We start from the raw sequence: 15,704 nt of genomic DNA, 5'->3' as shown, positions 1-15,704 counted from the left end.
TGAAAAAAAGACTACAAATCATTCCAGAGTTGGGAATGATCTGTAGTCTTTTTTTATTGCTTAGGGATATTAAATTCCGAACTGCGGATATCCAATATAGGAATTTCACGTCTATGACTAGGACTTTTTGCTCTTGAAAATTATTGTTCAGAAATTGTTCAGTTTCCCTGTAGTACTATCTATGGGTATGAGGTTTGTTAATAGTCCTTCGGGTTTAGCCAACTAAGCCTAAGGGGTGTTGGCAATAATTTTTTTTGAAAGGGTGAAAATCTAAAAGATACAAGTTTAAATTAATTATAAAAATAAAGGGGGGGTCTTCATGTTTAAGCAGTTTAATGCATTTGCATTAGCGTTATTAATTATCGGGCAAACTATTTTGGGACCAATGGCAGTCAGTGCTGAGTCATTTACAGAGCCTGAGGAGTCGATTGAAATTGACACAACGGAAACAGAGATTGAAGAATCAGTAGAGGTTGATGAAGAAAAACCAGCAGAATCAGTTCAAGAAGAACAAGCTGAAGAATTAGGCGAGGAAACAGTTCCGGTTGAATCTGACGAGCCTGTAGACGAAGAATCTGTTGTTGAAGAATCACAACCCAAAACAGAAACAGAAACAGAAAAAGTTCAGTCAGAGCAAAAAGAAACAACAGAAGTGAAAGAGTCGACTAATGAAAATGATGAAAAGAATGTGACGAAGGCAGCGCCATCTGAAATCACGGAAAATATACTCACCAGCGCAGACGTTGTTATCATGGACCGAAATGGCAATGTGATAGAGCGTGCTGACCTAGATTCAATTATTTCCGTGTATTATACATGGGCACTTAAAAACAATCATGGTTATACGGCGGGATCGACGTTTACATTTCAAGTCCCAACAGAATTAGAAGTGTATGAGGTTGTTACTAATGAACCTATGCGTGCGCCAAATGGCGATATTGTTGGTTATTTTTCTGTTGCAATGAATGGAACGGCGACAGTTGTGTTTACTGAGTATATTGAAAACCATTCTAATATATCAGGAACACTAGAAGTTGTTACCGAATTAAGAGAAGACATTATCGTAACAGAAGATAAGGAAGTTATTATCACGCCAATCGAAGGTGAAGCATCAATTGTTGTGCCGATTACGTATCACCCAGGCGGACCATCAGTTGAAAAAAAGGGTATCCCTAACAAAGGATATAATACTGAAACAATTGAATGGACAGTCGACTTCAATAAAACATTGGAAACAGTGAAAAATGCAGTATTAAGTGATCCAATACAAGCGGGTCAATCATTAAAAGATGGAACTATCAAGCTGTATCACTTAATCACTCAATTAGACGGTACTGTTACTCAAGGTGCCGCAGTAGACGCAGGGGCTTATTCAATCGGAAAAACTGCAGGTGGAGCAGACTTTATTATTGATTTTAGTGGTGATATCTCGACGGCATATCGCCTCGTGTATACGACTGATATTATCAATCAAGATCAAACAGATTTTAAAAACAAAGCAACATTATTGTCAAACAACACTAAAGTTGCGGATGCATCAGCATCTGTTCAGGTGAAAAGAGGCACACCATTAGCGAAAAGAAGTGCTCATTATGATGCTGCAACACAAACGATTACTTGGGAAATCAAGTACAACTACAATGAGAAAAACATCGCAAAAAATGATGCGATTTTAAAAGACTTGTTCAACGGTAGCCAAGAACTTTTGGAAGACTCGTTTAAAGTTGAAGAAGTAACAATTGATGGAAACGGCAAAGAAGTCGGATGGAATAAAATCGACTCAGGTTATACTATTACGCCTATTTCCGAAGCTGGTAAAAACGGATTTACATTTGCATTCAATCATGATGTAGAAAAAGCTTATAAAATCGTTTATAAAACAAAAGCAACTGACCGTGTATTTGAAGGTGAGAATATTGTCAACAAAGTGAGCACGGAACAAAATGATGGAAAAGGCGAACAATGGATTGATCAACAAATCTTGTTTAAATCCCATGGCAATGCAAATTATGCGGATAAAACAGTCGATTGGACAATCAGCTTTAACCATGACGCTCAAAAGATGAATAATGTAGTATTAACAGATGTCTTTACGAACGCAGGACTCACACTTCTGCCTGACACCCTCGTGATTACAAATGATAAAGGAACGTTAAAAAAAGGTGTGGATTATAATTTAGTACAAAATGACCAGAATGAGTTTGTTATTCAGTTCACCGGTACGATTAATACGCCGCACACAATAAAGTACACGACGAACTTTGATTATAATCAAAGAACGGACAAAGCTTTAAACTACTTGCAAAATAGTGTCACGCTAACTTGGAAAGATGAAGCTGGCGTTGATCAATCAAAATCAGCAAAATCTAACTTTACACCTGATGATTACACACAATCCAACGGTTTCAAAAACGGCTCATACAATGCTGTATCAAAAGAAATCACTTGGAATATTGGGGTAAACTATAATCTTCAAACAGTTGAAAATGCTTCTGTGGAAGACTTTATCCTGGGTAATCAAAAACTGATTAAAGATTCAATTGAAGTTTATGAAATGTCTTTAACTGGGGGATCTAACGGAACCGAAGTAAAAGAATTAATCCCCGGTGTGGATTACGCCATTAGCTGGGTAGAAAAAGACGGGAATCCGGGTTTTCTAGTGAAGTTTAACAATACAATTACAAAACCTTATATGGTAACGTACAAAACGAGTTTAAGAGATGCCCATTTCGTAAATGCCAAGTACTCCAACACGGCAACAGTTTATGAAGGCACTGAAAAAGTAACGGATTTGAATGCAACTGTATCGATTCCGCATGGTGGGGCGTATACAACTAAGTCGGGTAAACAGAACGGTAAAATTATCGATTGGTCGGTAAACATTAACTTTGCCCAATCAAAAGTTACGAATGCAACAATCATTGATACACCAAGTACAAATCAATCACTTTTAGAACAATCATTCCATCTTTACGCAACTGAAGTAGCTAAAAACGGAACTGTCAAAAAAGGTGATTTGTTAACACTCGGTGAAGATTATACGCTCGAATTTAGCGAGGATCCATATTCATTCAAACTGAAGTTCACAGAAGAAATTAGTGAACCGTATATTTTAGAATATCAATCACTAATCCTTGCAAAACCAGGCGATCACGTGAATAATGCCGTTAAATTTAGCGGTGAAAATGTTGAGGAAGGTGTAACCGAATCTAGTAGCCGCGTTGAAGTTAGATATACTTCTGGCATGGGGACTGGCAAGGGGGAAATCGGCCGTTTAACAGTTACGAAAACAGATGCAACAACGGGCGATGTTCTGAACGGTGCAACATTTACTTTGAAAGATGCCGACAGTGGAACAATTATAAAAACAGCAACGACAGATGAGCATGGTGTGATCACTTTTGATCGATTACTTTTCGGTGATTATCTGTTAATTGAAGAGGAAGCGCCTGATGGTTACTTGATTATTAATCAAGAAACATTCATCACAATCGATCAACCATTTGAAAAAGACGATGAAGCAAAAGTTGGAAATCAAAAAACGATTACGAATCAAAAGATTATCCGCGCTGTTCAACTAGAAAAAGTAGACAGTGAAAATTCCGAGGTTAAATTAGCAGGCGGAAACTTTGAGTTACAACGAAAAGCCGAAGATAAATGGAATACGATTGGACTACTCGTTACGGACGATAAAGGAATTCTTTACAAAGAAGGACTTGAGCCAGGCGAGTATCGATTTATTGAAAGAATTGCCCCACATGGTTATCACGTTGACGATACACCGATTCCGTTTACGATTGGTGAAAATCAAATTGAAGTATTAACAGTTGGCCCCATAAAAAATGAAATTATAAAAGGCGCTGTTGAACTTACAAAAGTCGATAAAGATAACCGGAAAACTGTTTTAGAAGGTGCCATCTTTGAATTACAAGATGAAGAAGGCAATATGCTCCAAGAAGATTTAACAACTGAAGAGAATGGTAAAGTTGTCGTCACTGATTTAAAACCAGGAAACTATCAATTTGTTGAAACACAAGCACCACATGGTTACAAACTCAATCAGACGCCAATTGAATTTACGATTGTAGCAGCGCAAAACACAATTTTAAAAGTGACTGCGCTGAATGAAATTATTTTAGGATCGGTCGTTCTCACGAAAGTGGATGAAGACGATTCAGAAGTTACGTTGGAAGGCGCTATATTTGAATTACAAGATGCAGAAGGAAATGTCATTCAAAGCGGAATTTCAACAAATGATAAAGGTGAAATTTCAATCAAAAAGCTTACACCTGGTGACTATCAATTCGTAGAAACGAAAGCACCTACTTACTATCAACTTGATCCGACGCCAATCAAATTTACAATTGACCTGGGGAAAAATGAAATCGCAATTCCTGTCAAAGTACCTAATAAATTAATAACAGGCGCTGTCGAATTAATAAAAGTTGATAAAGATAACAAAGAAATAACATTAGAAGGTGCAGTATTTAAACTTCTAAATGAAGCAGGTGAAACGCTCGATGAGGCGTTGGCAACAGATAAAGATGGAAAGATTACTGTAGAAAACTTAAAACCAGGCAAGTATCAATTCATCGAAACACAAGCGCCAACTTATTATCAATTAGATAATAAAGTAATTGATTTTGAAATTAAGAAGTCTAAAACAGTTGCAGATATTGAGTTACTCAAAATTACAGCTGAAAATGAATTGATCACAGGCTCTGTCGAATTAACGAAAGTTGATGAGGACAACAACAATGCAACCATGTCAGGTGTGGTCTTTGAATTATCTTCTTTAGATGGATTTGATCTTGAAGAAACAACATTTACAACGAACGAAGAAGGAAAAATTATTGTCGATAAGTTAAAACCAGGTCACTATCAATTTACTGAAGTAGAAACATGGTTTGGTTATGACTTGTTAGAAAATCCAATCGGTTTCGAAATTATCAAGGGTCAAACTGAAATCGAGATTCCTAAGTTTACAGTTGGCAATGAGCTAATTACAGGTTCCGTCAGCTTATTGAAAGTCGACATAGACAACGAGCATGCACCACTATCAGGCGTTGTTTTTGAACTCGCTTCATTAGACGGACTTGATCTCGCAGAAACAACATTTACAACGAATGAAGAAGGAAAAATCGTTGTAAACAATCTAAAACCAGGTAAGTACCAATTCACTGAAGTAGAGGCACCTTTTGGCTATGATTTACTCGAAGAACCAATCGAGTTTGAAATCATTAAAGGCCAAACAGAGCTAGAAATTCCACTACTAACTGTTGAAAACGAATTATCTACAGGTTCTGTCGAATTAATAAAAGTTGATGTAGATGATGAAAATGCACCGATGTCAGGCGTCGTCTTCGAACTGACTTCATTAGACGGACTATTGCTTGACGAAACAACATATACAACGAACGAAGACGGAAAAATCATTGTAGATAACCTGAAACCAGGTAAGTACCAATTCACTGAAGTAGCAGCACCATTTGGTTATGATCTCCTCAAGGACCCAATCGACTTTGAGATTATTATTGGCCAAACAGAACTAGAAATCCCAGCTCTAACAGTTGGCAATGAGTTGACTACAGGGTCCGTTGAATTATTGAAAGTCGACATAGACAACGAGCATGCACCACTATCAGGCGTTGTTTTTGAACTCGCTTCATTAGATGGACTTGATCTCGCAGAAACAACATTTACAACGAATGAAGAAGGAAAAATCGTTGTAAACAACTTAAAACCAGGGAAGTACCAATTCACTGAAGTAGAGGCACCTTTTGGCTATGATTTACTCGAAGAACCAATCGAGTTTGAAATCATTAAAGGCCAAACAGAGCTAGAAATTCCACTACTAACTGTTGAAAACGAATTATCTACAGGTTCTGTTAAGTTAGTAAAAGTGGACGTAGATAATGAAAATACACCCATGTCAGGCGTCGTCTTCGAACTGAGTTCATTAGACGGACTATCGCTTGACGAAACAACGTTTACAACGAACGAAGAAGGAAAAATCATCGTAGATAACCTGAAACCAGGTAAGTACCAATTCACTGAAGTAAAAACTTTATTCGGCTATGATCTCCTTGAAGAACCAATCGAATTTGAGATTATTATTGGCCAAACAGAACTAGAAATTCCAGCACTATCAGTTGGAAACGAGTTGACTACGGGTTCCGTTGAATTATTGAAAGTCGACATAGACAACGAGCATGCACCGCTATCAGGCGTTGTTTTTGAACTCACTTCATTAGATGGACTTGATCTCGCAGAAACAACATTTACAACGAATGAAGAAGGGAAAATCGTTGTAAACAACTTAAAACCAGGTAAGTACCAATTCACTGAAGTAGAGGCACCTTTTGGCTATGACTTACTCGAAGAACCAATCGAGTTTGAAATCATTAAAGGCCAAACAGAGCTAGAAATTCCACTACTAACTGTTGAAAACGAATTATCTACAGGTTCTGTTAAGTTAGTAAAAGTGGACGTAGATAATGAAAATACACCCATGTCAGGCGTCGTCTTCGAACTGACTTCGTTAGACGGACTATCGCTTGACGAAACAACATATACAACGAATGAAGACGGAAAAATCATTGTAGATAACCTGAAACCAGGTAAGTACCAATTCACTGAAGTAGCAGCACCATTTGGTTATGATCTCCTTGAAGAACCAATCGACTTTGAGATAATTATTGGCCAAACAGAACTAGAAATTCCAGCTTTAACAGTTGGCAATGAGTTGACTACGGGTTCCGTTGAATTAACTAAAGTTGATAAAGATAATAATGCGTTGACTTTGGAAGGTGCGGTATTCGAACTTCAGGATTCTGAAGGTACAACATTGCAAGAAGGTCTTACAACTGATAAAGACGGAAAGCTTATCGTGACTGACTTAAAACCAGGTGATTATCAATTTGTTGAGACAGAAGCACCATATGGATATGATTTGAATGCATCGCCAATCAAATTCAAAATCGATATTGGGCAAACAGAAATTGCAATCACCATTGTAAGTAACGAGTTAACAACAGGTTCTGTTGAATTAATAAAAGTTGACAAAGACAATCAAGAAATCAAATTGTCCGGTGCGGAATTTAGTTTACTAGACGGTGATGGAAACCTGATTGAAGATGGATTGACAACAAACGATGAAGGGAAAATTGTTGTCGATAATTTGAAGCCAGGTAATTATCAGTTTGTAGAAACGAAAGCACCAACAGATTATCAACTTGCTCCAACACCAATTCACTTTACAATTGATAAAGGGCAAGAAGTGGTCCTCACAGTACTTGCTGAGAACGCGTTAATCACGGGATCAGTTGAACTAACAAAGGTTGACAAAGAAAATGGGGAGTTGACTTTATCCGGAGCTGAATTTGAATTACAAGATGCCGAGGGTAATACACTTCAAGAAGGTCTTACAACTGACGAAGATGGCAAATTAGTTGTAAATGATTTGAAACCAGGTGACTATCAGTTCGTAGAAACCAAAGCGCCATTTGGATATGAACTAGATCAAACACCAATCACGTTTACGATTGATAGAAGCCAAGCTGAAATCCTTACACTCACAATGGTTAACGAATTATCAACAGGCGCTGTCGAGTTAACAAAAGTCGACAAGGAAAATGCTGATATAACGTTAGCTGGCGCAGAGTTTGAGTTACAAGATGTAGATGGAAATTCGCTACAAACAGGCTTAACAACAAACGCTGATGGTAAATTAGTAATAAAAGATTTAAAACCTGGTCACTACCAGTTTGTAGAAACCAAAGCGCCAGTTGGATACGAATTAGATTCGACACCAATTCCATTTGAAATTGTAATCGGACAAGAAACAGCGATTGCATTAACAGTGGATAATGAAAAAACACCGAAAGAAGAAAAACCAGAAACACCAGTTAAACCGGAAAAACCAGCAAAACCAAGTAAACCAGTAACACCAAACAAACCAGAAAATCCAAGTAAACCAGTAACACCGGGTGGTAAACTACCACAAACAGGGGAAGAACAATTCCTGTACATGATTGCATTTGGTGCTCTTTTCTTAATTGCAGGCGGAACAATCTTATTCCGCAATAAGAGAAGAGAAGCATAAAAGAATTTATAAGCCCTTATAGCTGCTGGCTATAGGGGCTTTCTTTTTGTATTAATAGAGTAGGGGTAGGCGCTTTACAGCCAGGCCGGTGTCAATGATGTAACGTCGCCCATGATGTCCGCGCAATCGGTCAGAATCCCCGCTCAATCAATCAAATCCATCGGTTATGTCCACTGAATCATAAAAGATCTCCGCTCAATTTCATCGCGGCCCATGATGTCCGCGCAATTCGTAAAGATCCCCGCTCAATCAATCTAAATCATCGATTATGTCCACTGAATCATGAAAGATGTCCGCTCAATTTCATCGCGGCCCATGATGTCCGCGCAATTCTTAATAATCCCCGCTCAAGCAATCAAATCCATCGGTTATGTCCACTGAATCATAAAAGATCTCCGCTCATTTTCATCGCGGCCCATGATGTCCGCGCAATCTGTCATGATTCCCGCTCAATCAATCAAAATCATCGATTATGTCCGCTGAATCATGAAAGATGTCCGCTCAATGTCATCGCGACCCATGAAGTGCACGCAATCACCCTCACAGTCCTCACAGCTCCTTATGAAGTCCTCTCCCGACAATTCTGCATAGAAAAAAGCCAACCGCTACAACAAAGCGGTTGGCTTCGAAATTCAAGAAATCTTTGTCTCATGAAACGCGCGTTCAATCTTCGCACGTCCCTCATCAATCCCTGGGTGGAATTGAATGGATGCAGCGTCACGAACAGCTTGTACGTTTTCAACAGCTTGTTTAATTTTAGCGTTGATATCTTTTTGGTCACGTAACTTTTGTTTCACAATCGATAGACCTGCTAGTGTACCTTGCGCTCTTGCAACTTTAGCGCTCTCGATGCCTGTGATGTTGCCGGCAACGAAGAGGCCTTCGAGTGGTGTTTCCATTTGTTCGTTGTGTACAGGAACGTGCCCGCCTAGTTCTTCAATATATTTGAATGGGCAACCAATCACGGAAGCAAGTTCTGCGAGCGGATAAAGTCCGCCGGCGATACAAACGAAGTCGACTTCAATGATTTTTTCGCTACCCTTGACAATTTCTCCGTCAGCAGTGATGTCACACATTGTAACGGACTCTACTTTTTCAGTCCCATTAATTTGAACGATGGCTTTACGGATATGAATGGGCATACCCCACATTTTCACGCCGCCTTTTGGGTAAAAGGATACCGCGATGTTGCGCACCCATTCCGCTTTTGCAAATTTACTTCCGAAACGCAGGAATGCTGAAGGAGCTAAGTGGGCGATGCGCACTAAACCTTCCATGACTTTCCTTGGGTTTGCGTGATCTTTCGTCACGACATTACTTACGGGTAATGCCATACTATGCAGCTCGACACCTGCGATTTGCAACTCACGAGCAATCGCGGCTGACAAGACATTTACGCCGACGACGACGCCTTTAGTTCCAACGCGTACACGGTGAACGTTCGTCATGACTTGTGCTGCTCCGATTGACATGACGCCTGGAAGTGTCCAGCCAGGAATTGGTGCGGCTGTTTCGGCAGCGCCCGTTGCAATTAGTAAGTTTTCAGATTCGAAAACGCCTTCATTTGTGTGAACAGCGTAACCGTGATTTGTTTTTTCGATATGGTGGGCGGAAATACCGCATTTGATTTCAGTGTTGAGTGTTGTTGCTTTATCCATCAAAATCTTAGTTTCTTCGATGCCGTTCCACCATTCTCCTGTTGGTTCTTGGTGAAGTTGTCCGAGCAATCGGCCACCTGGTTTTGGAAATTCATCGATAACGAGAACGTGCAGGTTTGATTCACGGCAGGCAATGGCAGCTGATAATCCAGCAGGTCCTGCACCGATGATGACTACATCATACATGCGGTTCACCATCCTTTTTTCCTTCGTTTATCTTTTCAAATTCAGCGTAGGTGCGTGGCCATTCTTCGGTTTTTGACTTGAATGGAGCCGCTTCCATTTTTCCGCTTTCGACTTTCATATCTTTTTGAATGGTTGTCATGCATGCGCGAACGCCGCCCGCATCATCAACTGTGACACGACATTCAAAACAATGTCCGATATTGCAATAAATCGCACGTGGTGCGCCGGTTTCTTCATGCACACGTAATTGGCGAATGCCGTTTGCAAGCAGTGCGGAAGCGATTGTGTCGCCTTCGAAACCTGTATATGTAATGCCGTCAAAAGTAAACGTAACGGGTGTTTGGTTTTCTAATTTCCCTAAAACAGGATGATCGATAATTCGATTATTACTCATTGCGTTTCTTACCTCCTAAAACGGATAATGAAACAGGTCGAACAGGGGGTTGAACCTTTAATGGGATATCATTGCCCGGTTTTTCTCCTGTCACTTCTTCAAGGACCGCATCGACGGCCGGACGACATGTGCGACCTCCACAATAGCCCATTCCTGCACGCGTACGCAGTTTTAATTCGCGAGCTGAGCAGTTATATAGACTTGCCGTATTCTCAATGTCTTCAAGTGAAACTTCTTCACATCTACAGATAATCAATTTATCCATAAGGCCAATCCTCCCTTTACACTCGATTTCCATCTTACTGGTTTATATTACTACAAAATAAAGTTTGACACTTGATCCCCTACTATTCTAACATAGATACTAGTGGAGCAATAATATTTATTTAGAAAACAGAAGGTTGTTTAACTATATCATCTATAGAATAGTATAAACGATTTGACTGTGTCAAAGGAGGATTTCACATGTCGAAACAAAATCATGCAGAAGTGGCAATAATTGGCGGCGGAATTGTGGGCTCTGCAATCGCATATTACGTTGCGAAATCTGGAATCGATTGTGTATTAATCGAGAAAAATGATATTGCAAGTGGTACATCTTCTCGTTGTGATGGAAACATTACGATTGTTGATAAAGATCCTGGCTTCGATAGTTTGATGTCGTTGAAAAGCCAAGAATTGACGGTGGATTTACAGCGTGAGTTAGATTTGGAATTTGAATATCGAGCGCTTGGGAGTTTGCTAGTTTGTGAAAATGACAATGAAATGCAAGCGGCGGCAGAGTGGGTGGACATTCAAACGAAAGCAGGTTTGAAGTTTAAATTGCTAGACCGAGAAGATCTTCGTCAAGAATCGCCTTATTTCGCTGATGACATTCCAGGTGGATTAGAGTGTGAAACTGATTCCCTTATAAACCCTTATTTGTTTTGCTACTCACTAATCGATAAAGCGAAACAATACGGTTTAAAAGTGCAGACGCAGGCGGAAGTTACGGGAATTACTAAAAAAGAAGAATTTACGATTGAAACGACGAATGGCACATTTACGGCGAAAAAAGTTGTGAATGCTGCTGGCGTATGGGCACCGTTCATCGGTAAAATGCTAGATTTGGATATTCCAATCATCCCTCGAAAAGGGCATATTATTGTCGGCGCTAGACAAAAGCCGGTCATGATGCGAAATGTAATGGAATTCGGCTACTTGATGAATAAATTCGGTCGTGATCGCATCGTCGATAAACGTACGGAAAAGCATGGGGTTGCACTCGTACTTGAACCGACTGAAAGCCAAAACTTTTTAATCGGAAGCAGCCGTCAATTTGTCGGATATGATGGAAGAATCGACATGAATGTGGTCGAAACCATGGCCATGAGAGCGCTTCGTTTTTATCCGAAGATGAATGATTTTAACATGATTCGTGCGTATACAGGTTTCAGACCTTGGACGGAAGATCATTTGCCGATTGTGTCGGAAGTTGAGCAAATTCCTGGATTTTACATCGCAGCAGGTCATGAAGGGGACGGAATTAGTTTAGCAACCGTAACAGGTAAGCTCATTGAAGAATTGATCAATGAGAAGACGACAACGATTCCAACAGATCCACTACGTTTCGACCGTTTTGATAAAGTTCCAGTCTTATAACAGAGAGTGGCTATCATAAATGCTGCGAATTGTTTGCAGACGTTTTGATAGCTTTTTCTATACATACTCCAATCATCAGGGGATATTCTAGAAAAAGGGGAAGTTAACATGTTTAGGGTTTTGAAGATTGGAAGCGCTTTTATTGGAATAATTGTTGGTGCAGGACTTGCTTCAGGGAATGAAATCGTACAGTATTTCACAAGTTTTGGAACGCTCGGTACAATCGCGGCAATACTCGCTACTGCTTTATTTGCCTATCTCGGCATGACATTAACCAGGTTGGGAAGTCGCACACAGACAAAATCTCATAAAGAAGTCATTTATAAAATTAGCGGTCCTTATCTCGGTATCGTGGTCGATGCAATCATCGTTATCACATTATTCGGTGTTGGGGTTGTCATGCTGGCTGGTGCAGGTTCTGTATTGAATCAACAATTTGGATTAGAACCGTATATCGGTAATCTACTTATGTCAGTTTTAGTCATCGGAACTGTCATGATGAATGTACAACGCGTAATCGCAGTTATTGGAAGTATTACACCGTTTTTGGTGTTAACAATCATTCTGATTGGAATCTATTCCATTTTCACAATGGATGCTTCATTCGCGGAATTGAATCCGATCGCTAAAGATATAGATACGACATTACCAAACTGGTTCGTTTCAGCGATTAACTATGTATCCTTTAATATCGCTGTAGGAGCAGCCATGGCGCTCGTTATGGGGGGCGCTGAAAAAGATGAGAAAACTGCGGCACTTGGCGGTCTAGTTGGCGGTATTGGGCTCGGGCTGATCATTATTATTAGTCATTTAGCAATCTTCTCGAAAATAGATCTTGTGGCAGATTACGATATGCCCATGTTGAAATTAGTGCATGACATTTCACCAGTTATGGGGATTTTTATGTCCGTCATTTTATTCGGGATGGTCTTTAACACTGCGGTCAGCATGTTCTATGCGTTTGTCGCGCGGTTTTCGGATATGCATACAAAAAAGTCTAATGTAATGATTGTTGTTACGGTCACGATTGGATTTGTTTTAAGTTTCATAGGTGGATTCAAAAATCTCGTTTCATTAGTCTATCCATTCATAGGATACATTGGTTTATTCCTCATCGCAGCGTTAATTTACGCGCCGTTTAAATTAGCGAAAGATAATCGTGTGAAGAAAGTATTGGTGAAAAAGTAAATCATTGCGATTAACTACGCCCAAAATACTTTAGTAAAATAATAAAATTTAACCGAGTACATGAATTTATTTGTTCATGTACTCGGTTTTTCATATCCCAACGGTTAGCTCCTCAATGATTTCCTATCAGGTGATCGACTGTAATGAAAGATTTAGTATTTCTGTATTCGCCCGGTGATATATCTAGATAAGAGCGGAATACTTTACCGAAGTAGTTTCCATTTGAAAAGCCAACTTTAAGCGCAATTTCATCAATCGTTAGGTTTTTATTTTTTAATAATTCGATTGACGCGTTAATCCTCATGTTCGTTAGATATTGTATTGGCGTAGAATTAATTGAATGACTAAATAATCTAGTAAAATGATATTTGGAAAGACCAGAGGCGTTTACAATATCGTCAAGCGTGATAGGGGCATGATAATTATTATTCATAAATATAATTGCGTTAGAAATTGCTTCTGGCCATTCTTCACTTGATTTGATATTAGATATATAACGATTTAATGCCATTAAAAAAGAATAGGCAAATGAGGATGTTTCATATGCATCGTTGATTTTATTTCTTGAAACTTTGCCCAAGACTTTTAGAATAATTGAAATTGGAGTAGAATATAAGTCTAATTTTATGATATGACCAACTTCATCGACTATATCCTTATATAATCTAAGTGCCTCCTCACCAAATAAAGTAATGTGGATAAACTCCCATTCTGAACTATTTGAAGGTAAATAATAACGATGGTCACTGGGTACTTTGATAAAAAAGGCATCACCAGTTTCAAGTTGATATAGCTGATTTTGAATACTAATTTCACCTACACCTTTAAGGGTGTATTGGAAGATAATGATATCCTTTTCACTTCTAGTTAAACCATTCCAGTCATATGAACAATCTGACTGCTTTTCCCATCCCAAGGAGTCGATGCCTGCAATACGTCGCTGATGGGTTTCTTTAAAACGAAATCCAAATGTACCAGGTTTTAATGAATGAAAATTAGATAGCAATATATTACCCTTCTTTCTGGTTTAATTCCTATTGTGTAACTATATTACTTGGACTATGATGATTACAATAGTTAGTTGACTAGAATGAGAGTTTAAATAATTATAAAGATAATCAAAATAAATTCATCTAAAATTACTCTTATTCTTGAAAATGACGAAAAATATTTGGAGGTTTTATAAATGTCTAAAATTACATTTTTGGGTGCAGGTAGTTCAATTTTTGCGAAAAACGTACTTGGTGATTGTATGAGCGTTGAGGCCCTGCAAGATTTTGAAATTGCTTTATTTGATATCGATCATGAACGACTAAGGGACTCAGAGAAAATGTTGAACAATATCAAATTGAATCTCGAATCTACTGTGACAATTGTATCTTATACAGATAGAAAAGAAGCATTAAGAGGTGCAAAATATGTCATCAATGCGATTCAAGTTGGGGGATATGACCCAAGTACAATTATAGACTTTGAAATACCTAAAAAGTATGGACTCCGTCAAACGATTGCCGATACAGTTGGAATTGGCGGTATATTCCGGAGTCTAAGGACGATACCCGTCATGCTGGATTTTGCGAAGGATATGCAAGAGGTATGTCCAGATGCATGGTTTTTAAACTATACGAATCCTATGGCTGCGCTTACAGGAACGATGCTTAGATACACTGGCATTAAGACAGTCGGTTTGTGTCATAGTGTACAGGGATGCGCAGAAGACTTACTCAAATCATTGGATATGCCAACAGATAATATTCAATGGGAAATAGCCGGGATTAACCACGTTGCTTGGTTACTTGAAATTAATCGTAATGGTGAAGATTTATATCCTGAGATAAAAAGAAGAGCGCTTGAGAAACAAAAGGAAAAACATAATGATATGGTTCGTTTCGAGCTCATGTTACGTTTTGGTTATTATGTAACAGAGTCCTCTGAACATAATGCGGAATACCATCCTTATTTTATTAAAAGTCAATATCCAGAATTAATCAATCGTTTTAATATCCCGTTGGATGAATATCCAAGGCGCTGTATTAATCAAATTGAAGGATGGAAAAAAATGCGTGAGGATTTAGTTAACGATGAAAATCTATCACATGAACGAACGAATGAATATGGTTCGTACATTATAGAAGCCATGGAAACAAACCAGCCAATTAAAATTGGTGGAAATGTATTGAATACGGGTGGTTTAATAAGTAATCTGCCAGAAAATGCATGTGTTGAGGTCCCATGTCTTGTAGATGCTAGTGGAATTTCACCTATATATGTTGGTGAATTACCAGAACAGTTAGCTGCGATTAATCGAACAAATATCAATACACAGTTACTCACGATTCAGGCTGCAATGACAGGTAAGAAAGAACATATTTATCATGCAGCTATGCTGGATCCTCACACTTCAGCCGAGCTATCTATCGATGATATTGTTGCCATGTGTGATGAGCTAATCGAAGCACATGGGGATATGTTACCAACGTATAAGTAAAATTTAATTAAAATAAATATACCCTAGTAGCAGGGACTTAAGGAA

7 protein-coding genes and 1 pseudogene are annotated in these 15,704 nt (G+C 38.8%); 4 read left to right on the top strand and 4 right to left on the bottom strand.

Going from position 1 to position 15,704, the window contains the following annotated elements; genetic code table 11:
- The first annotated feature begins 319 nt into the window (after nt 1-319).
- Nucleotides 320-8,104 carry a SpaA isopeptide-forming pilin-related protein gene (locus J4G36_RS09875; RefSeq protein ID WP_210469833.1) on the top strand — a complete coding sequence of 2,595 codons (7,785 nt, stop codon included), beginning with the start codon at nt 320-322 and terminating at the stop codon, nt 8,102-8,104.
- Nucleotides 8,105-8,736: 632 nt separating this feature from the next.
- Here J4G36_RS09875 and J4G36_RS09870 read toward each other — a convergent pair.
- The 3 genes and pseudogenes from J4G36_RS09870 to J4G36_RS09860 all read right to left on the bottom strand — a co-directional run bounded on the left by J4G36_RS09870 (nt 8,737) and on the right by J4G36_RS09860 (nt 10,607).
- Complete coding sequence (locus tag J4G36_RS09870; protein WP_210469832.1) at nt 8,737-9,948, bottom strand: NAD(P)/FAD-dependent oxidoreductase; 1,212 nt, start codon at nt 9,946-9,948, stop codon at nt 8,737-8,739.
- 97 nt (nt 9,949-10,045) lie between these two features.
- Nucleotides 10,046-10,342 (bottom strand): annotated as a pseudogene (locus J4G36_RS09865) ((2Fe-2S)-binding protein); the annotation flags it as partial.
- The gene (locus tag J4G36_RS09860) at nt 10,335-10,607 is read right to left on the bottom strand and encodes a (2Fe-2S)-binding protein (protein ID WP_246880467.1); all 273 of its coding nucleotides are present in this window, start codon (nt 10,605-10,607) and stop codon (nt 10,335-10,337) included. The pseudogene J4G36_RS09865 and the gene J4G36_RS09860, both read right to left, overlap by 8 nt.
- A gap of 200 nt (nt 10,608-10,807) precedes the next feature.
- On the opposite strand from J4G36_RS09860, the gene J4G36_RS09855 reads away from it, so the two are divergent.
- Both J4G36_RS09855 and J4G36_RS09850 read left to right on the top strand, forming a co-directional pair.
- The gene (locus tag J4G36_RS09855; protein ID WP_210469830.1) at nt 10,808-11,983 is read left to right on the top strand and encodes an NAD(P)/FAD-dependent oxidoreductase; all 1,176 of its coding nucleotides are present in this window, start codon (nt 10,808-10,810) and stop codon (nt 11,981-11,983) included.
- A gap of 108 nt (nt 11,984-12,091) precedes the next feature.
- Nucleotides 12,092-13,171, top strand: a complete 1,080-nt coding sequence (locus tag J4G36_RS09850) for a YkvI family membrane protein (RefSeq protein WP_210469829.1) — start codon at nt 12,092-12,094, stop codon at nt 13,169-13,171.
- A 112-nt stretch (nt 13,172-13,283) separates the two neighbouring features.
- Here J4G36_RS09850 and J4G36_RS09845 read toward each other — a convergent pair whose 3' ends face one another.
- On the bottom strand, nt 13,284-14,177 hold the full coding sequence (locus tag J4G36_RS09845; protein ID WP_210469828.1) for an AraC family transcriptional regulator: 894 nt from the start codon (nt 14,175-14,177) through the stop codon (nt 13,284-13,286).
- Nucleotides 14,178-14,357: 180 nt separating this feature from the next.
- On the opposite strand from J4G36_RS09845, the gene melA reads away from it, so the two are divergent.
- The gene (gene melA, locus J4G36_RS09840; protein ID WP_210469827.1) at nt 14,358-15,659 is read left to right on the top strand and encodes an alpha-glucosidase/alpha-galactosidase; all 1,302 of its coding nucleotides are present in this window, start codon (nt 14,358-14,360) and stop codon (nt 15,657-15,659) included.
- Nucleotides 15,660-15,704: the final 45 nt, after the last annotated feature.

Origin of the sequence: Sporosarcina sp. 6E9, assembly GCF_017921835.1 — a bacterium.
Classification (GTDB): Bacteria; Bacillota; Bacilli; order Bacillales_A; family Planococcaceae; genus Sporosarcina.
Note: the sequence above shows the minus strand (reverse complement) of the source record. Positions and strands in the feature narration are given on the sequence as shown.

Coding starts and splice junctions, on each gene's coding strand:
- J4G36_RS09875 (WP_210469833.1), top strand. CDS start 320: ATGTTTAAGCAGTTTAATGCATTTGCATTAGCGTTATTAATTATCGGG.
- J4G36_RS09870 (WP_210469832.1), bottom strand. CDS start 9,948: ATGTATGATGTAGTCATCATCGGTGCAGGACCTGCTGGATTATCAGCT.
- J4G36_RS09860 (WP_246880467.1), bottom strand. CDS start 10,607: ATGGATAAATTGATTATCTGTAGATGTGAAGAAGTTTCACTTGAAGAC.
- J4G36_RS09855 (WP_210469830.1), top strand. CDS start 10,808: ATGTCGAAACAAAATCATGCAGAAGTGGCAATAATTGGCGGCGGAATT.
- J4G36_RS09850 (WP_210469829.1), top strand. CDS start 12,092: ATGTTTAGGGTTTTGAAGATTGGAAGCGCTTTTATTGGAATAATTGTT.
- melA (WP_210469827.1), top strand. CDS start 14,358: ATGTCTAAAATTACATTTTTGGGTGCAGGTAGTTCAATTTTTGCGAAA.